General features: G+C 53.4%; 18 protein-coding genes. 14 read left to right on the top strand and 4 right to left on the bottom strand.

Features of this window, described 5'->3' with window-relative positions; translation table 11 throughout:
* Nucleotides 1–16: 16 nt before the first annotated feature.
* Genes msub_RS02835 through msub_RS02825 form a run of 3 tightly spaced genes read right to left on the bottom strand, consistent with a single transcriptional unit; the run spans nucleotide 17 to nucleotide 4,228 of the window.
* Entirely contained in the window at nucleotides 17–796 is a 780-nt protein-coding gene (locus msub_RS02835) for a M48 family metallopeptidase (RefSeq protein WP_048494609.1), read from the bottom strand.
* Nucleotides 793–3,249: a type I restriction endonuclease subunit R gene (locus tag msub_RS02830; protein ID WP_053077930.1), complete on the bottom strand. Its 2,457-nt coding sequence runs from the start codon at nucleotides 3,247–3,249 to the stop codon at nucleotides 793–795. Before msub_RS02830 ends, msub_RS02835 begins: the two co-directional genes overlap by 4 nt.
* A gap of 25 nt (nucleotides 3,250–3,274) precedes the next feature.
* Nucleotides 3,275–4,228 (bottom strand): IS110 family RNA-guided transposase, encoded by a 954-nt coding sequence (locus msub_RS02825; protein WP_048494337.1) that lies wholly within the window; start codon nucleotides 4,226–4,228, stop codon nucleotides 3,275–3,277.
* Between the two features lie 288 nt (nucleotides 4,229–4,516).
* Here msub_RS02825 and msub_RS02820 point away from each other — a divergent pair, with 288 nt between their 5' ends.
* Nucleotides 4,517–5,278, top strand: coding sequence for a hypothetical protein (locus msub_RS02820; RefSeq protein WP_053077929.1), 762 nt, complete (start codon nucleotides 4,517–4,519; stop codon nucleotides 5,276–5,278).
* 849 nt (nucleotides 5,279–6,127) lie between these two features.
* Nucleotides 6,128–7,215, top strand: a protein-coding gene (locus msub_RS02805) for an IS3 family transposase (RefSeq protein ID WP_227506621.1) whose coding sequence is annotated in 2 segments (ribosomal slippage) — nucleotides 6,128–6,380 and nucleotides 6,380–7,215 — 1,089 coding nt in all. Because the reading frame shifts where the segments join, the coding sequence is not laid out codon by codon here.
* Here the strand turns inward: msub_RS02805 and msub_RS02800 are convergent.
* Entirely contained in the window at nucleotides 7,188–7,502 is a 315-nt protein-coding gene (locus msub_RS02800) for a hypothetical protein (RefSeq protein WP_048494606.1), read from the bottom strand. The two genes, msub_RS02805 and msub_RS02800, sit on opposite strands and share 28 nt — an antisense overlap.
* A gap of 192 nt (nucleotides 7,503–7,694) precedes the next feature.
* On the opposite strand from msub_RS02800, the gene msub_RS02795 reads away from it, so the two are divergent.
* The 12 genes from msub_RS02795 (at nucleotide 7,695) to istB (ending at nucleotide 23,528) form a co-directional block, all read left to right on the top strand.
* Nucleotides 7,695–8,096, top strand: coding sequence for a ribbon-helix-helix domain-containing protein (locus tag msub_RS02795; RefSeq protein WP_048494605.1), 402 nt, complete (start codon nucleotides 7,695–7,697; stop codon nucleotides 8,094–8,096).
* A 535-nt stretch (nucleotides 8,097–8,631) separates the two neighbouring features.
* A complete protein-coding gene (locus msub_RS21740) occupies nucleotides 8,632–10,047 on the top strand; it encodes a site-specific integrase (protein WP_048494604.1) in 1,416 nt (471 codons plus the stop codon).
* Nucleotides 10,044–11,675 carry a site-specific integrase gene (locus msub_RS20950; protein ID WP_197083778.1) on the top strand — a complete coding sequence of 544 codons (1,632 nt, stop codon included), beginning with the start codon at nucleotides 10,044–10,046 and terminating at the stop codon, nucleotides 11,673–11,675. Before msub_RS21740 ends, msub_RS20950 begins: the two co-directional genes overlap by 4 nt.
* Nucleotides 11,672–14,107, top strand: a complete 2,436-nt coding sequence (locus tag msub_RS02780; RefSeq protein ID WP_048494602.1) for a hypothetical protein — start codon at nucleotides 11,672–11,674, stop codon at nucleotides 14,105–14,107. The genes msub_RS20950 and msub_RS02780 overlap by 4 nt, the downstream gene beginning before the upstream one ends.
* A complete protein-coding gene (locus msub_RS02775; protein WP_048494601.1) occupies nucleotides 14,091–14,549 on the top strand; it encodes a hypothetical protein in 459 nt (152 codons plus the stop codon). The genes msub_RS02780 and msub_RS02775 overlap by 17 nt, the downstream gene beginning before the upstream one ends.
* A gap of 98 nt (nucleotides 14,550–14,647) precedes the next feature.
* Nucleotides 14,648–15,280, top strand: coding sequence for a restriction endonuclease subunit S (locus msub_RS02770; RefSeq protein WP_156182715.1), 633 nt, complete (start codon nucleotides 14,648–14,650; stop codon nucleotides 15,278–15,280).
* Nucleotides 15,273–16,790: a type I restriction-modification system subunit M gene (locus msub_RS02765; RefSeq protein WP_048494599.1), complete on the top strand. Its 1,518-nt coding sequence runs from the start codon at nucleotides 15,273–15,275 to the stop codon at nucleotides 16,788–16,790. Before msub_RS02770 ends, msub_RS02765 begins: the two co-directional genes overlap by 8 nt.
* Nucleotides 16,780–18,054 carry a restriction endonuclease subunit S gene (locus tag msub_RS02760; RefSeq protein WP_048494598.1) on the top strand — a complete coding sequence of 425 codons (1,275 nt, stop codon included), beginning with the start codon at nucleotides 16,780–16,782 and terminating at the stop codon, nucleotides 18,052–18,054. Before msub_RS02765 ends, msub_RS02760 begins: the two co-directional genes overlap by 11 nt.
* Entirely contained in the window at nucleotides 18,051–19,907 is a 1,857-nt protein-coding gene (locus msub_RS02755; protein ID WP_048494597.1) for a GmrSD restriction endonuclease domain-containing protein, read from the top strand. Before msub_RS02760 ends, msub_RS02755 begins: the two co-directional genes overlap by 4 nt.
* Complete coding sequence (locus msub_RS02750) at nucleotides 19,904–20,803, top strand: type I restriction endonuclease (RefSeq protein WP_048494596.1); 900 nt, start codon at nucleotides 19,904–19,906, stop codon at nucleotides 20,801–20,803. Before msub_RS02755 ends, msub_RS02750 begins: the two co-directional genes overlap by 4 nt.
* Nucleotides 20,804–21,213: 410 nt before the next feature.
* On the top strand, nucleotides 21,214–22,758 hold the full coding sequence (gene istA / locus msub_RS02745; RefSeq protein ID WP_197083768.1) for an IS21 family transposase: 1,545 nt from the start codon (nucleotides 21,214–21,216) through the stop codon (nucleotides 22,756–22,758).
* A gap of 14 nt (nucleotides 22,759–22,772) precedes the next feature.
* The gene (gene istB / locus msub_RS02740) at nucleotides 22,773–23,528 is read left to right on the top strand and encodes an IS21-like element helper ATPase IstB (RefSeq protein ID WP_036202190.1); all 756 of its coding nucleotides are present in this window, start codon (nucleotides 22,773–22,775) and stop codon (nucleotides 23,526–23,528) included.
* Nucleotide 23,529: the final 1 nt, after the last annotated feature.

Below are 23,529 nucleotides of genomic sequence, written 5' to 3'. Positions count from 1 at the left end.
ATGAATCCGATAATTGCTATTTTCCTGATTTATGGAGAATCACTTCCGCCTGGCCATCCAAACGCTCTTTCACCGAACGCCAATCCGGCATAAACCGGTCCAGCAGGTTGTAAAACCGGGGGCTGTGATTGTGCTCCACCAGGTGGCACAGCTCGTGGAGCAATACGTAGTCAATCGCCCGGGTCGGCGCTTTCACCAAGTGCGGGTTCAGTAGAATTGCACCACTGGCGGCACAGCTTCCCCATTGAGTCTGCATCGCAACCATTCGCCATTCCGGGGGCGTTTTAAGCCAGGGCAGGGCGTCTACCATGAGGTTTAGCCTGCGTTGGAACACATCCGAAGCCCGCTCCCGATACCACTGTTGAACAGCCGCTTGTATCCGCTCCGGGGTGAGATCGTGGCCTATCACCCGTAACTGCCCGCTGATGAGCTTGCAGGTCACTTTGCGTTGCTCCGTGTCCTTGATCGTTTTGAGCACATAACGGCGCCCGAGATATAGAACGCTCTCGCCACTGACCCATTGTCGCGGCAGCAAGTCACGATGGCGCTGCTCGATATCGTCCAGATGCTTCAGAACCCAGCGGGCACGGCGCTGAACGGCAGCTTTGATTTCAGAAAGGGGAGAGTCCTCCGGGGCATCCACCTGAACTGTCCCATTCGGATGAACGTGCACCCGTATGGATCGACGCTGATAACCTGGCACGTGGCAGAGGTGGTAGCGAAACTCCCGGTCGCCATAGCGGGCCCGGTGCTCGATTGGCTGCTCGTGTTGGACTGGCTCAACAGTCGTCGTCACTTGGCAACTCCATTACGCAGAATTTGCACCACTTCATCGAGCACTGCTTTGGCCTTGTCGAGGCCCACCAGGGAGAACAGGCGAGGCAGGAGGTTCTTGCGTACGTCTTGTTCGATACCGGCCGGGTTCAGGGAGTTTTCGGCTACAGCACGATTCACGACCTTGTCGATCTCGAACGCCTCCTCGACCAATTGGTCACCCTTTTCCGCCTCCAGAGCATCGAACTCCTTGCCCAATACTAGCTTGAAGGCGCCGTAATAAGCCTGGGCGTGTCTGTTCCCATCAAAAGCGCTGACAGGGAGATCCGGCACATCCCGCCCTTCGACCATCTTCTCCAGGTCGCTGAACATACGGAACTGGGCTTTATAGTCAAACATGGCCTCCGCTTTCTCGATGGCCTCCTTCAGCAGGGCAGAGAAGACTTTCTGGGCGTAAGGGTCGTCGCCTAGGCGCTCCTCAATGGTCTTTTTGGTGCGCGTTTTGATTTTGTCGGTTTCGTTCCGGGCTTTGTCATCGGACCAATAATCGGGATTGGTCTCGCCGATGGATTCGATGACCACCGGCTCATCACCTTTTTTGACGTCGATACCGGTCACATAGCGGTCGATCAGGTCGCGGATTTGCCCTTCATAGGCCGAGTAATCTACGGTCTCCTGTGCATCCAGCCGAACCGTCTTCCGCAACTCAGAGAACCATCTCAGATCCTGCTTGTAGCGCCGGATATCCGCCTCTGTGAAGGCTCGGTCGTCAAAAAAGCTCTGGGTTGATAGGGCAGTCTTCAAACACATGCCGAAATCAGTCACCGCTTCGTAGAAGTCTTCCCGCAGCGCCTGACGAACATCAACCTCCATACCCTCGGCGTCGGATTCATATTTGGGCATGAAGACTTGCCGGTATTGCTCCTGATCTAGCTTGTTGTCGATGTAGGTGAAAAAGCTCCACAGCTTTTCGTGCAACGCAGGAAGTTTCTTGTATTCGGTATCGACATTGGCGTATAGGCCTTCGATATCCTCGATGGCAAAGCCACCCTGGGTCATGTCCTCGAAGTTCTGATAGTCGCGGATGGCGGTATCCAGCTCTTTGAGAATGCCACGGTAGTCGATCAAGTAGCCGAATGGCTTCTGGGGGTGCAGACGGTTCACCCTGGCGATGGCCTGGATGAGGTTGTGGCCTTTAAGCTGCTTGTCGATGTAAAGCACCGTATTCCGAGGCTCATCAAAGCCGGTTAGGAGCTTATCTACGACAATCAGAATGTCAGGCGGGCCATCCGTACCAAAATCCTCGATAATGGCCTTCTCGTAGTTCTGAGGGTCTCCAGGCACGTTCTTCTTCCACCAATCCTGCACCAGCGGCAGATTGGTCTCGTCCACATCGGTGTGGCCTTCCCGGGTATCTGGCGGTGAGATCACGATAGCGCTGGTGACCATGCCCAGGCTGTCGAGATGCTGTTTGTAGCGGATGGCGCTGAGTTTGCTGTCTGTCGCCAGTTGGCCTTTCAGCTCCAGGTGCGCTTTCTTGAAGTTCTCGCTGAAGTGCACACTGATATCGAATGCGTTGAGCTTGATGCGATCCTGGGCGGTGTAGATCTGGCCCTGCTGGGTGTATTTGCGCTTCAGGTCAGATTTCTGGTTGTCTGAAAGCGCTGCAGTGACTTTCTCGAACCAGGTATCAACCGCCTTCTGGTTTACGTCCAGCAGCGGCTTTCGCTCCTCATAGAGCAGGGGAGTGATGGTGCCGTCATCGACCGCGCGCTTCATAGTGTAGGCGTGAATAATGGCGCCGAATCGCTCCGCTGTTTCGCTTTTCTCTTCTTTGAGCAATGGCGTGCCGGTAAACGCGATGAACGAGGCTTTGGGCAGGGCCTGGCGCATCCGTTGATGGTTCTCGCCGCCCTGGCTCCGGTGGCCTTCGTCGACGATCACTATGATGTTTTCAGACGGGTTGTAGCACTCTGGCTGTTTTGCGGCCGATGCGAACTTGTTGATGATGGTAAAAATGATCCGTTCGTTACCTTGGCCGATGCGCTTGGCCAGATCCTTTCCGGAGCGGGTTTTCGCGAGAGAATCGCCGCTTTTCTTGCCCGAGATCTCAGTACCAAAAGCTCCGCCGGTCAGGAACGTCTTGGAGAGCTGTTTTTCCAGATCCACGCGATCGGTGACTACGATAATCCGGCAGTTTTTCAGAGCGTCGCTAAGCAGAAGGGCCCGGCACAAATAAACCATGGTGAACGACTTGCCGGAACCGGTGGTGTGCCAGAGCACGCCGCCCTTGCGCTCGCCCGTGGGTTTGAAGGCCGAGATGCGCTCCAGTAGGGCCTTGATGCCGAAGGCCTGTGGGTACCGGGCTGCGATTTTCCCGACCTTGCGATCGAAAAGAATGAAAAACCGGAGAAACTCCAGAAACCGGTACCGATCGAGCAGGCCTACCAGTAGCCGATCCTGTTCCGTAGGCAAGTGACTGTGGTGTCAATCACATATATTAAGCCATATTTTCACGCCACGATTCCTGGTTTTTGACCATCGTATTGAGTACCACAATCATCTTTCGCATGCAGGCAACGACGGCCACTTTTGGAATCTTCCCCTGTGCCTTCAAGCGTTCGTAAAAGCGTTTGAAAACAGGATTGCATTGGATGGATGAGAGCATGGCCATGAACATCACGGTTCGGACTCTGGGGCGCCCACCTCGTATCCTCCGTTTGCCATTGAGCTTGCCGCTGTCTCGATTGATGGGTGCGACACCGACCAGTGCGGCGATCTCCTTTCGGTTCAGAGAACCGAGTTCCGGTAGCTCGCTGAGGAAGGTGTAGGCGAGCACTTTTCCGACACCGGGCACACTGGTCATGATGTCCATTTTGGTACGCCAGTGATCCACTTTGGCCACTTCCTGCTCGATCTGTCGGGTGATTGTTTCAATCTGACTCTGGAGCATTTTGAGTAAGCTTTTAATGGATCGGTGAAGGGGCTTCGGCATGATCTGGAGACGGTTTTTCTCCATGGTGGACATTTCCAGAAGCTGTGCCCGCCTGGCTAGTAAGTCTCTAATCTTCTGGGAGGTTTTGTCCGGGATGGGTCTGAATTCCGGCTTCAGTGTGGCGGCATATTTGGCAATCACCTGGGCATCAATACGATCGGTTTTGGCGAGCACGCCAATGGCCTGAGCGTAACGTCTGACACTGGTGGGATTGACGACTATGATCGGTAAGCCTGCCTGATTGCAGGCCTGAACCAGGGCATGCTCATGGCGCCCTGTGGCTTCCACCACGATTCGTTCAATGTCGTAGTTCTTGAGGATTTTCACGAACCGATGAATGTGGGCTTCGCTATTGGGTATTGAATAAAATTGTCCGGAAGGATGGAGAGCGATATCAAGGTTGGCTTTACCAACGTCGACACCGATATTCAGTGAGGTTTGGATTTCTGTGGTGTTCATAATAAGCTGACTCTGCCTTGCTATACGGGCTCGAGGCCCCGATGACTGTACGAGTTATCGCTTGAGAGTCATGCAGCGCTACGCACTTGTTACCGGTCTCTCGGATGAGGAGCCTGCCAACATCGAGCTGCCGCATGAAGGCCCCCAGCGGCCACTGGGGGTGGGCCTCAATTTACCCAAACACGGTAGAAATTATCCATACAAGTCACGGAAGGCGGACGCGTGAGACGCGCCGTTTCGTTCAGCGTTATGTCTTAAGTGCTTCAAGCATCCAAAAAGGGTCCGACTATGGGAAGAGCTAAAGAAGAATGGATGCGACACCAAGAATTGGAGCCCATGTATGAATGGATAGAAGAGAACTACGGAGATGATGCCGGCGAAGAGGGTTCAGAAACGTGGGAGCAGGCTGTTCAAGCTTACGAAGATCGCTGCGAGGAACTTCAGTGGCAAGAGGCGGCATGGTACGAACAAGAAGAACTTGAGTGGTATATATATACCCAATCTCAAGTAGGGAAGTTCGATACTCAAATTCAGAGTGTCCTAGAGCTTCTTGATGTTCAAGCGAGTAGTGAAACTCAGTTTAGCCTGCTGGTCATGTTACACGGTCACATCGTTGCCGCAGTAGAATCGTACCTGGCATCGACCTTTATTCATAAGGTCACGAATTCAGAAGAATTGATCAGGAAGCTTGTTGAGACGGACCCGGTGTTCTCAAAAACGAAGTTCACATTTAAAGACATATATGAAAAGCATGAAAACCTTAAGCTAACTGTTGCTACATATTTACGAGACCTGATTTTCCATGATCTCGCCAAAGTAAAGCCCATGTTTAAAGATGTCCTTGGTTGCGACTTTGGCGATATATCTTGGCTATTCGAAGCGGTGAAAATTAGGCATCACTGCGTTCATCGCGCGGGCCACGATAAAGATGGCAATAAGGTCGATATTTCGAAGGAATCAATAAGGAATCTGGCTAACAGATCTAGCAATCTTGTTCATGCTGTGGAAACTAGAATAGATCAGATTTCGAGATCAGACTTGGAATTCTAAACATAACAAATCACGGAAGACGGACGCGTGAGACGCGCTGCTTCGTTTTCGCGTTATGCATAGGGAGGTGTCAGTTTGAGTGCAGTAGAGTGGATTACCGCACATGTTCGCGGTGGGGAGCACCTTGAAGAGGAAACTTTGGCGCTTGTAGCGGACTTCACACTTATATGGGCGCTATTTGAGGGTACGGAAGCTCACGGCGAGGACGTGATTGTGGTTGATGAACTGCGATCAATCGCCGAGAGAGTGTCTCATGATTTCCCGGGTCAAAGATTGGATGAGTTCGTAGCTTTTTGGTCCGATAGATACATCGTAGATGGAAGTACAAACAACCGATTTAATCGACTTAACCTGACACACCGGCCCCACATAACTTTGGTAGAAAATGTCCTTCTGAAAAACGACGACAGCGCAGTCAACAGAATTCACGCGATTCTGCTCATAACGTATCGTCTCCGGAACAATCTATTTCACGGCGCTAAAGACATACAGCATTTGGATGGACAAAGGGAGAACCTGAGATACGCATCTGACTTACTCAAAACTGCTCTTGAAGCGAGTGGACGATACATCTACCACAATGCATAACAAGTGAATATGGCGCCCGATCCGTTTTGAAGCGTTGATAGCCGCCCACACGTGCCTGGCCAATGTCCGCTTTGCGACCGAACCCAACTTTACTTGTCAGGTACCAAGGTATCTCCAATTGCCAGGATATTATAGATTTAGCAGACTAAGATCTTCGTTGAGGTGATCATGAGCCGGGGGGGGCAGCTATGGTAATCCCCCCGAAAAACAGCGGTGATCAAAAGTAGAATTTTCCGTAAGCTACACGCAGGGAGATTCTGCATGAAGAAGTCACGTTTTTCCGACAGCCAGATCCTGTCGATACTCAAGCAAGCCGAGAACGGCGTACCGGTTCCGGAGCTTTGCCGTGAGCACGGCATGAGCAGTGCCAGCTTTTATAAATGGCGCGCCAAGTTTGGCGGCATGGATGCATCGATGATGGCCCGCCTGAAAGAGCTGGAGGATGAAAACCGCCGGCTCAAGAAGATGTATGCCGAGGAGCGGCTGAAGGCTGACATTCTCAAGGAAGCCATCGAAAAAAAGTGGTGAAGCCGTCTCGTCGCCGTGAGATGGCGCAGAAAGCCGTTGATGAAAAGCGTGTCAGCATTCGTCTGGCCTGCTGGATGTTCAGCATCAGTGAGACCTGCTACCGCTATCATCCCAAACTGAGCAGCGAGAACGCTGAGATCGCGGACTGGCTGGTGCGGCTGACCCACAATCAGCGGAACTGGGGCTTTGGTCTGTGCTTCCTGCATCTGCGCAATGTGAAAGGCTTTACCTGGAACCACAAACGGGTCTATCGGATTTACCGGGAGCTGGAACTGAATCTGCGCATCAAGCCCAAGAAGCGTCTGGTTCGTGAAAAGCCGGAACCGTTGGCTGTGCCGGAAATGATCAACGACAGTTGGTCGATGGACTTCATGCACGACCAGCTCAACGACGGACGCAGTTACCGGCTGTTGAATGTGATCGATGACTTTAACCGCGAGGGGCTTGGCATCGAAGTGGACTTCTCGCTTCCGGCAGAACGGGTTATCCGATCACTGGAGCAGATCATTGAATGGCGGGGTAAACCGCGCTCTATCCGTTGTGACAACGGGCCTGAGTACATCAGCGGCAAGCTGTCAGCCTGGGCCGAAAAACGAGAGATCAAGCTGGCGTTTATTCAGCCTGGCAAACCCCAGCAGAATGCTTATATCGAACGCTACAACCGAACGGTCCGTTACGATTGGCTGGCACAGTATCTGTTCGACAGCACCGAAGAAGTCCAGGATTATGCCACCCGCTGGCTCTGGCACTACAATCACGAACGCCCCAATATGGGACTCGGAGGAATTACTCCTCAACAAAAATTGGCCATGATGGCCTGAGGTCTACTTTTGAACCCCGTTAAAAATGGGGGGATTACCCAAGCCGCAGGCAACGCAAGGATTTCCTTAAGTTTGAAAGAGCGCTGACCAGAACCAGAACTCCCAGGGCCAAGCTCGGCGACGTCTTTGATCTGGAGTAGCGCGATCTCCTGAACTCGAAGTCCGAGCTTGAAGCTGATCTGAACCAGCGCCGTATTCTTTTCCGGGTAACGATGCTCTTTGATCTCACCCAAGAGGTGGGCGAACTGCTCGGGCGTGAGCACGCGTGCCTGGCCGGTTTTGCTCATCGGATAAGCTCCTGGTAAGCCGCTAGGATGCGAGGAGAGGGTAAAAATAAAATCCGTAATAATGTGATTTTAACGGATTTTCTGTGTTAGCGTAATCAAACGGCACGCGAGGACCTGTTGGCTTCGACATAGTTGATGCCTTAGTCGATACTTGTGAATGTATTACAATCGTCTCTGAGCGAAGACCGAACCATGCCGGTACTGATTCGTAAACACATGTCGTTGTCGCATCACAACATTTCCAAAGTCCGGGAACTGGCCGTTCGCTACGATCTCTCCGAGTCCGAATTGGTACGCAGGGCGATTCAAGCCTACGATCCTGAACAACCGCGACCAGCGTCAACCCCCGAAGACCAAGAAAAAGTGGCTGAGGCAGTCCTAGACCACGTTCAGACAGCGCTGGGGGCTGCCATCAAAGCGGTCGAAAGCGCTAACGTACGAATTGATGAGACATTGGTGAGCCTCAATGATCCAAATAGAAGAATATCGATTGCCTTGGAGGTCCGGAAGGAAATGGACGGAAACCCAGGTTTTCTAGATGAGGTGTCATACATGATGGCCGGAGCAAACAGGAGTTCTGGAGAAAGTTCCTAATTGTGTTCAAAAAAACCTGTCGCAGCGACGACAAGCCTCAAGTTCCATTCTTGCTAAACGCCCGCGCGATACTCTGTTAACGCGAAACCGTTCATAACCTTGTTTCCGTCCCTTGTAACCAGGTCCTGGAAGAGATCGTGTGCCGCCTCTTATCTATCAGCGCTAGAGCGCAAGAGCGCGAAAAAAGAGGGGCTCTCGCCAAATAAACAAAAAATTCACAAATTCATAAAGTTAGCTTGGTGGGCGACGAATTTAGTACTTTCTGTGAAAATTTAGTACTTTCTGTGGCTATTCTTTAGCACTTTCTGTGGTCGTCCAAACCCGGCGAAAAGGAAGCGGCAGAAGTTACCCACAACTGCGCATAATGTATATTATGTTAAAGCACATGCAGTGTACCGAAAGGTTCATGAGATTTTACCCCGTATCGCTCTAACTCAATATCTGTGCGGTTCTTTGCAAATTCCACCAAAATTCCTCTCCTTTTGTTATGCGCAGTCTTATAGTCGGTTCATAGACACGTAAGGACAGCGTGAAAATGAGTGCCAGGGACCGGTTCCATCTCAAGAAATTTTCCTATCACGGTCAGCTTTCGATCGTCGTAAGTGATACCGGCACGGGCCTGCCCGCATTGTTGCCGCTTTTGTATCTTCAGACCTGGGGCTTGTCGAAGGCCATCAATACCGTTCAGCAACACATGGTCTCAGTTTGTCAGTGGTACAACTATTGGCAGCAAAAGCACAACAGATCGTTTGATGAGGAGTTGTTCGAGAGCTTTCAGCCTGGTTTCCCACTATTAACTCCACTCCAAGCTCTGGACGCAGCTCATGTCGATTATCCAGGTTTCGTTATCTTCATCGATTCCGGGAAAAAGTTAACCGACGACCCCTGGCGAGAAGATTACAGGCCGGAGATCGCTGATAGAACACGGGATGTCCGTCTAAGTTGTCTGACGCAGTTTTTGCTGTTCTTGGCGAGACGCTACGTTTCATCGCGTTATACCCAGCTCACATCGAGAGAACAAAAAATGACACTCGACAGTTATCGAGTGCGCTTTCATGGGGCTCGACGTGAAGCATGTGGACGACTCAATACTCGACAAGGACAGCCTTTCTCCAAAGGGTCTGAAGGGCAATTAGTCGTCAGAGAGCGAAGTCTGAACGCAGCAGAAGTAAAAGCAATCGCGCTGTGCTCTAGGCCGTCGACCTCCAAACAGGATAATCCGCTGAATCCTTGGCAGAAGCACGTCGACAATAAGCAAAAGTCGGTTTTACAGGTGCGAAATCACCTCATTATTAGGCTACTGCTTCATTATGGACTTCGGATCGGAGAACTGTTGCTACTTCGAACAAAGAGCCTAGTTCCTTATGCCTCCGGATCTGGACAAGCGCTGGCAATAACAACATACGACGGTGCGGGGGACCCTCGAAAAGTTGCGCCCAGGCTCAAAAATGCGTGGTCAGAGAGGTTACTAGAGCTTGCCTCCGAGGACATCAAACTCTGGGAGTTGTACGTCGATCATCTGCGAGGTATGCCCAGCCCCCCTCACCCCTTTTTACTCGTCAATACACGAAAAAATCACGGTCCTCTGTCGATGCGTGCAGCCCAGAACGTGTTTGATGATCTCTACCGAACGCTGCAGCAACATTTTCCGGGGCTATGCAGTGTTGAGTTAGGCGGCACGTTGACTGCGCTCCATGCTCACATGTTCCGATTCACCTGGGCAACGGATACTTTCGAGGCTTTGGTGGAACAGGATGGCTGCGATTTCGAGACAGCAAAAGACCGGCTGCGGCAGCTCGGAGGATGGAGTCAGACAAGTCCGATGCCGCAGAAATACGCCGCCAGATACATTTCCAAGAGCGCAAATGCCGCGAATCTTCGTCGCTTAAAGGCTCAGCGTCGAATGAGCGCCCAGTCGCAAGAAAAACAAATGGAGCCAGAGTACCGATGAGGGTTTCAGTAAAACCGGGACGAAATAGCGAGCCGACTTCGGCCCAGAGTGCATCGGAGGGCTGGACGGTTCCAGGAGAGCTGCTCTCCGAAGACTTGGTTAAGGCTATTTCCCAGCGACCAATGAGAAGATTCATCCCGTTATTCGCGCCTGATCCAAATGATACTCAGTATCTCGACACTTCCGAACAATCATGGGCTTTGCGGTCATCTGGGAATAATTTTGTTTTTGACTTTGAGCGTTATGCTGAAAAAGCAGCCAAGACCGCAGGTGATGAGCGTTTCCTCGCAGATCGCACGGTTGCCATCACTCATTTGCTCCGTTGGGCGGCGGGCCGATTTCTGGGATCCTACTCACCTGCATACGCGTTCAGGCTTCTTGAGTATTGCTCGGTCATGTTCACGGGTTTAAGTGTGTTTGACTCGAAAAACTGCATCGAGCGTCTCAAGAAGCTGAAGGAGCGAGACGCCTATTTCCCCTGGAAACGATTGATGGCTCTGTGTTGCGAAAATGAGCTCCCGGGATTCTCATCCGATGATTTGTTTGACCTTGAGGCGCTTCAACCATTAACACCAAGGGACGAATGGCAAGCTTATTATGATCTTGAACTGAAACTAAAACCGGCAGTCATTCGCTTCATAGAGATGGGTGTAGGTCGTGATCTTGCGATTCTCCATGATAGAACGACCAGTGAGCTCAGAGGGCTAGCCACGCTTGTCTTGTGTTTAGAGGGTGGCATGCGCCCTGCCCAGCTATTCAAATTGAAAGAAGAAGACTTCAAGAACCTGCACAATCGCTATTTCTCCATCAGCATACCGCCTGCCAAACAGGCCAAGCGGGTCGACAAGGCTCCATTTGAACTGGATTTGAGCCCGGAAGCCGGCACCATCATCCAGGCTTTGATAGATCGATGTCGGCCGGATCTGGCAAACGGCCAGCTGCTGCGGTTCCCCGATGGATCCCTTGCGATGGCCAAAAGCTTTGACAAGGCTCTGAATTCTCGATTAAGAGCCTGGGCCGCCCGCAATTTCGTCGGCCCAATGCCAGAAACCGCCGAGCTCAAGGATTTCCTACGCCACCTCCCTCACCTGACTGCCTATGATTTCCGGCACCATGTTGGCCATAGCCTGGCGATGTCTGGCGCATCGGCCGATCAGATTGCCCGAGTACTTGGCCACAGCAGCACCGTGGCGGCCCGCCACTACATAGCCGCAACGCCGGAATTGGCGGTGATCAAACAAAAAGCTCTTGGTGAAAACGCGGCCTACCAGGAAATGATGGGGATGATCCTTACCGGTGAAATCGGCGAGGAATGGGATTGGCGCGGCCGGAAAGTCGCGGGCATGGTCGATAACCGTTTATTTACAGGCATTGGTGGATGCAGTTCCAGCTCCTGCGATTTTGAACCAGTCCGGAGTTGTTATGGCTGCAGCGACTTCAATCCCTTCCTGGATGGAGACCACGCCGGCGTCAGGGACGCGTTAAAGGCCGAGGCTGCGAGTCAGCTTGCGATTTCAGACGCCGCCGGCCAAACGCACCGAAATCCTGCCGTTCTGCAACTCGAGGGCGTGATCGCCGAAGTCCAGGTGGTGATCAACCATTGCAAGCATCGGAAGGGCTGCCAGTGAAGCAGGTTATCGAGAACCTTCAGCGCTTCATCCAGGCCCGCCGGGACTATTATGAGGCCGAGATCGAGCCTGTAACTCAGCAACCCTGGAGTGCGACGACCTGGGGTAATCAAAGCACCGGTTGGCTATCCATTCGAGCGGAAAAAAGCTCAATGGCTCACACCGAAATTTCCCGCATGAAGGGATTTGAGAGCCAGGTGATCGCCGACAGGGATTATGTCGATTTCATCAAGGCAGTTGTGGTGCACCAGTATGAGAAAGCCCCGGCCGATAGAAAGCCTTCACCCCAGAGCCTACTGCTCACCCACCTGACTCTGAAACGCATTTATGCTGGCCTCAGAGCGACTCGCCAGCAGACCAATCCAATCTACATCGACACATCGGTCTTCCAGTACATCGACGAAACGCTCGTCTCTGTGGGCTACAAGAACGTCTTCGATGCCATGACGAACGCGAATACCGTCCAGCGGCTGCTGATCCAGGAAGGCCTGACGTTGACGGCGCCACAGTACGAGCACAAACACACAGCGGATAACAAAAAGAACCGCGGTAAAGTCGCACGGAAAGCGGTAAAGGAAGGTGTGGTTGATGACCGGTCCAGAGATGACGACGAACAAAGGCTGATCACGTTCGCCGCTCTGAAAGGCTTTGCCGCGATCACGACCAGCCCTCGCCACTATTGGGAAGAGCTGGGTTGCCGGGTGGTGGACCTCCTATTCTGCACCGGTCTGCGAGGCGATGAAGTGCTTTTCCTCCCACGAGATTGCTGGGTTACCCGCCCTTTGCAGAGCAAAGAGACGGGGATGCCATTAATTGCAGTAGACGGTTCACCAATGGAGCAGCACGGAATCCGCTATTACGCCGAGAAGCATGCCGAAAACCGCATTCACTGGTTCGAAAGCAATGCCGCGCCAATTGCCAGGCGGGCTTATCTTCGAATTCTCGAACTGACGAACCCGTTTCATCAGCACGCTCGGTGGATCGTTGAATCGGGCGGAAAGCACATCCTGAACTGGAATGAATCCACCGTTACCGAGTCGGACCTGATCAACCACATCATCGAAAGTAACGTTCGATACACCGAGACGAAAGATAAACGCCCTCTCTACCAGCGCCTCCAAAATGGCGTTCGCAGTTGGGTTAAAGCCAGAAAGTTCTCGCCTATTGGATTTCAGACTAGACTCGGAGTTGCGCGGGGTACAGTTCAAGAGCCCATATACAGTTTTGCCGATGTCGAGGAAGTGGTGCGATCGTATCTGCCGGATCCGGCAAACCCGATAAATTACGAATTCCTGGTCGGCCAGCGCCGTGTCACCATGCGAATCGACGAACTGCTTATAGTCGGCCCCAGCAGCCCTCTGGGTTTGGCGCGCGGCGCCCGAGTGTTATCGGCGGTACAGCCGATGAAGCTCGGTGATCTAAATGCGTTTATTGGTGGTAACGCTGCCAATAAAAGTGTTTTCGACGTTCGGGAGTACACAGAGGAAAACGGTGGCCGCATCGAGTGGAAGTCCCACCATCCACGCCACAACCTGAACACCTTCCTGGCACTAGCCGGCGTTTCCGAGCATCTGCAGGCCATGATCATGGGCAGGATGGACATCACTCAGAACCGCTATTACCAACACCTCACGGAAAACGAGCGCCAGTCTGCCCAAAAGCGTTTGATCGAATACCGAAAAACTCCCCTGCCAAGCACCAACCAACATGGCGATGCCGCGCCTGAGGGTACCGCAAGTTCTGCCTCTGCCCTGGCTGAACTCGGCGACACCCTGCTCACCGAACTGGTACAGGACCTCGGCATTACTAAGGCCGCCCCGCAGGATCTCGAGCGCCCCCTACGCCAGGCGTTTCACGCCTTCGACACCGAAGAGCAAACACTGAACTTTGTTTCCACGGCCCTGGATGCCGACGTTTTGATCGGCGAGTTACAAAACGACTACAACCTTACTAAAACCCAGGAAGGTCCCGAGCATGCACAAACCTTCATTGAAACCCACGGCCGGGATTTTCACCTGGTGGTGAACGGTGCCTGCACCCGCAACCTGGCACTCCATGGATGCCCCAAGAAGCTCAAATGCCTCCAGGGCGGCGGTTGTGGCAATCTCCTGGCAACCGGCCGCCCGGGCGAACTGGAGGGGCTGGAGCGCAACTACACGAACATGGCAGCGCATCTGGAGCAGCTTGAACGGCACCAAGCAAACGACCCCGCTTATGAAGAGGCACTTCAGGAAAGTCGTGAGATGACGAGCCAAATGAAAATTACCGTCGAGCGTGCCCGAGAAGCCCGCGACAAGAACCTCGTCTTGCAGGTATTCCCGTCGGGATTACTCCATAACGTATCTCGCCCGGAAACCCTGGCAGACCGCTTTGCGGCTGCCCTGCCCGACTCGAATCAGTCTCAGGAGGAAAGCCATGGCGCTGCAAGGTGAAAAGCTGACCCAGGCCATCGAACACGAATTGATGCTGATGTTGGCGTCCGGCTACGAAGAGGCGCCAATCACACCGGCGGCCCTCCACAAAAGACTTGTTTCGAAGACCATTATCAAAGGCAAACTCAGTTCATTGAGCAGCCGCCGGCCCCTAATTGATCGTTACGCCAACCTGCAGATGGAGCGTTCCGGCATAAAAAGCGCCCGTGACAAAAACAGCGCAAAGCAAGGACGAACCCGAGCCGGCTATAAACAGCGTTACGAGGAAAGCCAGCTTGAAATCAGGGCTTTAAAGAGCAAGCTGGATGGTAATATCTCGACAATCATTGACCTGGTTCGGCACCTTGAGTCGACCTCCCCCGTTCCCGTAGAGAAGCTGCTTGCCCCACACCTTCTGGAGGCCTACGTTGAGCGCAATGGAGCCAGCTCAAAAGAAAAATAACCTCTAAATTGGGGCAAGACCGTATAGCGAAATGCATCTTGCCAAATGATGCAGCAGTAACTACGCTGCTCACATCAATGCATCATTGAGCATACTGCATGGAACGCGCGCATAAAGGGTCGCTCCTCTTACAAGATTTAGCCTCACTCCAGCCCGGGTACCCATTTCGCGGCAAACTTCCCTTACAGGAACGTGGAAACACCTTCGTCGTGCAGTATCGGCACCTTGTTTTGGGTCAACCGCTGAGAGACAAGCTGGGCGCAACCTTGGATCGCGTTACCCTGCCCGGCCGAAAACGGCCGGACTACCTCTGGCCGGGCGACATCATTTTTATGGCCAAAGGCACTCGGAATGACGCCGCCCTGGTCGCTGAATTGCCCCACAACACCGTCTGCACCCCAAATTTCTACCACATCCGGCTCAAGCCTGATGCCTACAACCTGATGCCTGAGTTCCTGGCGTGGCAGCTGAACCATGTGGACGCCCAGCGATACTTTGCCGCTTGTTCCCAGGGCTCCGTGGCCCCGAGTATCACCAAATCCCAGTTGGGCAGCCTCCCCATCGTGGTGCCATCTATTGAGCGGCAAAAGCGGATGGTGAAACTGGCTGATGCCGCCACCCGTGAGATACAGCTCTACCAACAGTTAATCGAAAACCGGCAACGCATGGTTGATGCTGTCGGCCAACAATTACTTCGTCCTGATACGACCACAGAGAACCGATATGAGTAACGATGCCATCAAGCAGGAGCAAATCAACAAAGCGGTATGGAACGCCTGCGACACCTTCCGGGGCACCGTAGACCCCAGTATCTACAAGGACTACGTGCTCACAATGCTGTTCGTGAAATACCTGTCGGACGTCTGGCAGGACCATTACGACACCTACAAAAAACAGTATGGCGACACCCCGGAACTGATCCAGGAATTGATGAAGAACGAGCGTTTCGTCCTCCCTCAGAGTGCTGGCTTCTATTCCCTGTATGAGCATCGACATGAACCGGGCAACGGCGAGCGCATCGATAAAGCTCTCCATGCCATCGAAGAGGCCAACATTGTCAAGCTGGCCGACGTATTCCAGGACATCAGCTTCAACTCCAACAAGCTGGGAGATGAGAAGCACAAACAGGATATTCTCCGGCATCTGCTGGAAGACTTCGCCCGGCCAGAGCTCAATCTACGCCCCAGCCGAATTGGGAAGCTGGATGTCATAGGCAACGCCTACGAATACCTAATCAAGAACTTTGCGGCCACTTCCGGCAAAAAGGCCGGTGAGTTCTATACTCCGCCGGAAGTCTCCGAGCTGATGGCTGAGATCGTCGATCCTAAGGAAGGCGATGAAATCTGTGACCCGGCCTGCGGTTCGGCCTCCCTGTTGCTGAAATGCGCCAACCAAATCCGCAAGGGCAACGACGGCTCCAAGAACTTCGCCCTGTTCGGTCAGGAGGCCATCGGCAGCACCTGGGCTCTGGCGAAGATGAACATGTTTCTGCACGGCATCGACAACCACAAGCTGGAATGGGGCGATACCATCCGGAACCCCAAGCTGCTCAATGAGAACGGCGGTCTGAAGCACTTCGATATCGTGGTTGCCAATCCACCCTTCTCCTTGGAGAAGTGGGGGGTTGAGGGTGCCGAGAGCGATCCCTATGGCCGGTTCCGTCGGGGCTTACCGCCCAAGACCAAGGGTGACTACGCCTTCATCCTGCACATGATCGAAACGATGAAGCCGAAGACCGGCCGCATGGCGGTGGTCGTACCCCACGGCGTTTTGTTCCGGGGCTCCAGCGAAGGCAAGATTCGACAGAAGCTGATTGAGGAGAACCTGCTGGATGCCGTCATCGGCCTGCCCGAGAAGCTGTTCTACGGCACCGGCATCCCGGCGGCGGTCTTGGTGTTCCGCAAGGACAAGACCGACAACAACGTACTGTTTATCGACGCCAGCCGCGAATTCAGGGCTGGCAAGAATCAGAACCAGTTGTCCGATGAGAATATCGCCAAGGTGGTCGACACCTACAAGCAGCGCGAGAACCTCGACAAGTACGCTTATCTGGCCACTCTGGAGGAGATCCAGGACAATGACTTCAATCTCAATATTCCTCGATATGTGGATACATTTGAGGAGGAAGAGGAAATTGACCTAGTGACAGTCCGGGCAGAGCGGAAAGAGATCGAGGCTGAGATTGCGAAACTGAACGAGCAGATGGACGGCTATCTGAAGGAGCTGGGTTATGGTGCCTGACGAGCGGCAGTCATCGAGCACGACAAATTGGAAAATACAAAAGGTTGGCGATATAGCCAGACCAGAGCGTAACAGTTTTGTCATCGGGCCATTTGGTAGCGATCTTGTCCAGTCAGATTACAGAAAATCAGGCACGCCTGTAGTTTTCGTGCGTGATATAAAAAGAAGTAAATTCCACTGGGTAAGTCGAGTTTTCGTATCGCAAGAGAAAGCGGAGAAGCTTAAAGCACACTCAGCAAAGCCGGGAGACATCATCATTACAAAGATGGGGCTGCCTCCTGGGATTGCCGCTGTGTATCCGGAACATTTCCCGGATGGAGTAATTACAGCTGATATTATTCGCTTAAGACCCGATCTTAAGTCAGTCGACTCTAGTTTCTTGTGTGTGTTGTTAAATAGCTATTCAGCTCGAAAGCAGGTTTACGAGAGAACTGCTGGTCAAACACGTCCAAAGCTTACTCTCGCTGACTACAAAACCATTCAACTAGAGTTACCCCCCCTCCCCGAACAAAAAAAGATCGCCCAGATCCTCTCCACCTGGGATCAGGCCATCACTGCGAACGAACGGTTACTAGAGAATAGCCAGCAGCAAAAAAAAGCGCTGATACAGCAGTTGCTGACCGGGAAGAAGCGGCTGCCGGGGTTTGATGGCACCTGGGAAGAGGTCACCCTCGGTTCCTTATTTCACCGTGTAACGACTCGTAATGAGGGCCAAAGTACGAATGTTGTAACAATCTCTGGGCAACAAGGCTTGATCCGTCAGCAAGAATTCTTCAAGAAAAGCGTGGCGTCCGAAACGCTTGATAATTACTTCTTGCTCAAAAGAGGTCAGTTTGCATACAACAAAAGTTACTCAAATGGCTATCCGATGGGTGCAATCAAACGACTAAATCGCTACGAGGATGGTGTGGTTACAACGCTTTATATCTGCTTCGAGCTCGCAGATGAACGTGCCACAGACAGCGACTTCTATGAGCAGTATTTCGAGTCAGGACAGCTCAACAAGGGTCTTATGCAAATTGCTCACGAAGGCGGCCGGGCGCACGGACTGCTGAACGTTAAGCCCTCTGATTTTTTCTCTCTCAAAGTCCTCAAACCACCTCGCAATGAACAAAAAGCGATTGCCAATTTACTTGTAACCGCGGATCGCGAATTACAGGCCCAGAAAAACAAACTTGAGCGGTTAAGAACCGAGAAGAAAGCCCTGATGCAGCAGCTTCTCACAGGCAGGCGTCGGGTAAAACTGGAAACGGAGGCTGCATGAGCAAGCTAGAAAACAAAATTGAGGCCCGGCATCGCAACCTTTTTGATGTGCTGAACGAACAAAAGTATACCGTCGATTATTTTCAGCGGGAGTACAGCTGGGGCGAGAAACACATCGAAGTTCTGGTTACCGACTTAACATCAGCTTTCCTTAGCGAATACACCCCTGGGGACAAGCGTGAACAGGGGGAACAATATAATAACTACTACCTTGGCCCCTTCGTTGTCAGCAGCAAAGACGGCAAACGCAGCATTATCGACGGCCAGCAGCGTTTAACCTCGTTAACGCTGTTTTTGATTTATCTGAACAACCTCCAGAAGGAGCTCCCGTTTAATGAGAAGATCGAGCCTATGATTTTCTCGGAGCTACGCGGCAGCAAGTCCTTCAACATTACGGTTGAGGAGCGTATTCCGTGTCTGGAGAGATTGTTCAATAACGGTGAGTATGCCCCAGAAGACACCGACGATGAATCGACTCGCAATATGGCTGAGCGGTATCAGGACATCGAGAGGGCGTTCCCCGATGAACTGAAAAACGATGCTTTTCCGTTCTTTGTAGATTGGCTCAGGTATAACGTGATTATGGTCGAAATCATCGCCTACTCCGATGAAAACGCCTACACCATCTTCGAGACGATGAACGACCGCGGCCTGAACCTGACCCCTTCTGAAATGCTAAAGGGGTATATCTTGTCGCGATTCGAAAGCACAGAGAAGCGCAAGAAATCCAACGATTTCTGGAAACAGGCCATGCTTGAGCTCAAATCCTATGACAAGGATGAGGATCAACGCTTTTTCCAGTCGTGGTTAAGAGCGCGTTATGCTGAAAGCATTCGGCCTGGTAAGGCCGGTTCCAAAAACGAGGACTTCGAGAAAATCGGCACCCGTTTTCACAGTTGGGTGCGCGACAACCTTTCTAAAATTGGTCTGGATGCCACTGACGGTAACTCTTTTGAGCGGTTCGTTCAGGATGAATTCCGCTTTTACTACAAGACCTACATTCGCATTTTGGACGCAGAGTATGACCTAGTTCCTGGGTTGGAGCATGTGTTCTATATCTCTCGGTGGGGTATTGCCCCAACACTGAGCTTTCCACTGATGCTTGCTGCGCTTAGCCCACAAGACAGTGATGAAACCGTTGTTCAAAAAATTGATACAGTGGCCGCCTACATTGAGGCTTTCGTGGTTCGCCGTTCAGTCAATTTCCGCAACTTTTCGGCCAGCTCAATCCGCTACACCATGTACAGCCTGGTAAAAGACATTCGAGGCCAGGATTTGCCCGGTCTGAGAGCATTACTGGGTCAAAAGTTACAGGACATGAGCGAGTCGTTTTCCAACATGGAGAGTTTCCGCTGGCACGGCCAGAACCGACGTTTTGTGAAGTTTTTGCTAGCCCGCATGACCGCATGGTGTGAGCAACAGGCAGGCATGAGTAGCAGCTTCGTGACCTACTATGAGCCAGTTAGCGGCAAGCCTTTTGAAGTTGAGCACATATGGGCGGATAAGTTTGCCCGCCATCAAGACGAGTTTGAGCAAGAACACGAGTTCCAGAACTACCGTAACCGACTCGGCGGTCTTGTTCTTTTGCCCCGAGGGACCAATCAATCGTATGGCGATCAGCCTTATGAGAATAAAAAGGCGCACTACATCAAAGAAAACCTCTTGGTGAAATCACTTTGCCCACTTGCCTACGACAACAACCCTAATTTTCTCAAACTGAGAAAGGTGTTGAACCTGCCTTTTAAGCCGCACGACACATTCAAAAAAGCAGACATTGAAGCGCGGCAGGAGCTGTACCGGATGATCTGTGAGCGTATCTGGCCCGAGAGCTTGGTCGATATGGAGCCAGTATGAACACCACCCCTCAAGGGAATGAGCAGCATTCCAGCCACATCCCGGCCCTGGCGACCCTGATCAACTTGGGCTGGACGTTTTTGCCGGCGACAGAGTGCATGGCTCTGCGAGGCAGCCAGCGGGAGGTGGTGATGAAGCCGGTGCTGGAGCGGGTGTTGCGTCAGCGGAAGTTCGAATTTAAGGGGCAGTGGTATCCGTTGTCCGAGCAGGCCGTAGATCAAGTGATTCGAGAGGTTACGACACCATCCATGGCCCAGGGCCTGATGGAGGCCAACCAATCCGTATACGACATGCTGACCCTGGGTATTACCGTGACCGAGTTCATCGGCGGCAAGAAGGCCCAGCCCACGATCCATCTGATCGACTGGCAAAACCTGGACAACAATGAGTTTCATGTCACGGAAGAGATGGACGTTCTGTCCACCCAGGGTACCCAAACGCGCCGGCCAGATGTGGTCGCATTCGTTAATGGCATTCCCCTGGCGGTGATCGAGGCGAAGAAGGCGGCCTCCGGCAATCCCAACAAGAACATGGTTGAGGAAGGCATCAGTCAGCACCTCCGCAACCAGAAAAATGATGAAGTCCCCTACCTCTATGCCTTTGCCCAACTGCTGTTCGCTATCAGTCGCAACGACGGCCGGTACGGTACCACCCACACTCCCCTGAAGTTCTGGTCGAAGTGGACGGACGAGGAGTTCGATGACCGGCATGTTCAGGGCATCAAGAACCAGCCTTTGTCCGCGTCGGACAAGAACGCCCTGTTCCAGAATAAACCCCCGAAGATCCGGGCCTACTTCGAGCAGCTCTGGTCACAGTCACTTGTTAGGGCGCATTGCGGTGCCTCACCTTGCACACAGGATGGGCCAACCAAAATGAAGGCGCCACATAGTTTCTAGTTGCTCCCCCAGCGGCAGGTACTCAATGGTCTCCGTATGTTCAATTTCGGACCATAGGACATAAGAGTAGCGCCATTGAGTTAGATCACTTAGCGACGTATCGCAGATTGCCAAGGAACCGGTTCCTTCGCCCCCACGAAACTCTTGAAGGATTCGCTCTCTCAGGCCACCGTGCCCCTGCGTATTCCGCGCCATCGTGACCACCCATTCCGTTTGAACGTGACCGCCTGTTCCGGGCGATCGTGACCGCTCATTCCGTTTTATCGTGACCGATTTCGGGTTGTTTTCCGGAATCGCCGGTCACGATGCCGGAATCATCGGTCACGTTCCCCCGGAACCACTGCCAAAGCGCTGGAATTCTTCAACTTAATCCGGCATACCCCCTTCCTTTTTATCACGAGGAAGAGCGGATGCCGGTTGCGAGGATTTCCATGCGACAGATTATCGAGGTCTTGCGCCTCAAGTACGAAGCAGGCCTGAGCCATGAGCGCATTGCCCGCGCCTGCGGTCTCTCCAAAGGTGTGGTTGGCAAGTACGTCAATCTTGCCCAGGCCCATGATGTGACCTGGCCGTTGCCAGAGGATGTTGATGAGGTACGACTGGAAGCGCTGCTGTTCCCGGCTAAGACCCCACCTGCACGCTTTGCCGAACCTGATTACTTCCAGGTCCACCAGGAACTGAAGACCAAGGGCGTGACCCTGCAACTGCTCTGGGCCGAGTACGTAGAACGCCACAGCGACAAGGCCTATCGCTACAGCCAGTTCTGCCACCATTACCGGCTCTGGCGTGGCCGGCAGCGGCGCAGCATGCGCCAGGTCCATCGAGCCGGTGAGAAGATCTTTATCGATTACTGTGGCCCCACTGTGCCAGTGGTGGATCGTTCCACCGGTGAAATGCGTAAGGCTCAGGTCTTTGTCGCCGTGCTTGGAGCGTCCAGCTATACCTTCGCCGAGGCTACCTGGAGCCAGTCCCTGCCGGACTGGATTGCCTCCCACCAACGGATGCTGGCGTTCTACGGCGGTGTAGCTGAATTGCTGGTTCCTGACAACCTCAAGGCAGCGGTCACCAAGGCCGATCGATATACCCCGAAGATCAACGAGACCTACGCCGAACTGGCCGCCCACTACCAGACTGCCGTATTACCGGCACGCCCCTACAAACCCAAGGACAAGGCGAAAGCTGAAGCCGCCGTACTGCTGGTCGAGCGCTGGATACTGGCCCGGTTACGGCACCGGATGTTCTTCTCCCTGGCCGAACTGAACTCGGCCATTGCCCAGTTGTTGCCGGCGCTGAACCAGCGCCCGTTCCAGGGGCGCTCCGAGAGCCGCCAGAGCTTGTTCGAGTCACTGGATCGCCCAGCTCTGAGACCTCTGCCCGCAACACCCTATGTCTATGCCGAGTGGTGCAAAGCGCGACCGGGCATTGACTACCACATCGAGATCGACAAACGGCTGTACAGCGTGCCTCACGCCCTGGTGGGTGTGAAGCTGGATGTTCGGGTGACCGATACGTCCGTTGAGGTCATGCACAAGGGACAACGGGTAGCCTTGCATTCTCGCCACGGCAAGAGCCGCTTCGTGACCCTGACCGAACACATGCCCAAGTCGCATCAGGCCCATCAGAACTGGTCACCGGGACGCTTCCTGAACTGGGCCAAGGACATCGGCCCCGCCACGTTGGATGTGGTGCAGGGACAGCTCAAGGATCGGCCGCATCCGGAACATGGTTACCGGGCCTGCCTGGGTCTGCTGAACCTCAGTCGTCGCTACAGCCGTGACCGCCTTGAGCAGGCTTGTGACCGGGCGTTGGCTATCAACTCGGCCAGTTACCAGAGCATCACCTCGATCCTAAAGCAGGGGCTGGATCAACTCCCGCTGCCCCTAGCTGAGGAAGAGCCGGAACTGACCGATCTGCCTGTTCACACCAACGTTCGTGGCCCCCACTACTACCACTGATCCCGGAGAGACTGATGCTGACTCAAAACACCCTCGACATCCTGCGCCAACTCAAACTGACGGGCATGTGCGATGCGCTGGAACAACAACGATCCCAACCTGAGACCCACGACCTGGCGTTCGAGGAACGACTGGCCCTGTTGGTGGATCGTGAAGTGCTGCACCGCGAAAGCCGGCGACTGGAGCGGCTGCTCAGGGCCGCCCGTCTACGTGTGCCGGCCTGCATCGAAGACATCGATTACCGCCACCCACGAGGGCTGGAGCGTTCTCGCATGGCGGGTCTGGCCAGCTGCGACTGGATCCGCCAATCCCTGAACCTGTGCATCACCGGCCCGACAGGTTGTGGCAAGACCTGGCTGGCGTGTGCCCTGGGTAACCAGGCCTGCCGGCAGGGCCTCTCGGTTCGTTACCTGCGGGTACCGCGCCTGTTCGAACAACTGCGCATCGCCCATGGCGATGGCAGCTATGCCCGACTAATGAATCAGTTGCTTAAAACCGATCTGCTGATCCTGGACGACTGGGGCATGCAAAAGGTGACCGCGCAACAACGACAGGATCTGATGGAAGTGATTGAGGACCGCCATGGCCGGGGCTCGACCCTCATTGCCAGCCAGTTACCGACTGAACACTGGCACGATTACATCGGCTCCGCCACGCTGGCAGACGCCATCCTGGATCGGCTTCTGCACGGCGCTCACCGACTCAATCTAAAGGGGGAATCATTGCGAAAAGCGAAAGCACAAAAACCGGAATCGGTTGACCCATCGTGAC

The organism is Marinobacter subterrani, from assembly GCF_001045555.1.
Classification (GTDB): Bacteria; Pseudomonadota; Gammaproteobacteria; order Pseudomonadales; family Oleiphilaceae; genus Marinobacter; species Marinobacter subterrani.
Note: the sequence above shows the minus strand (reverse complement) of the source record. Positions and strands in the feature narration are given on the sequence as shown.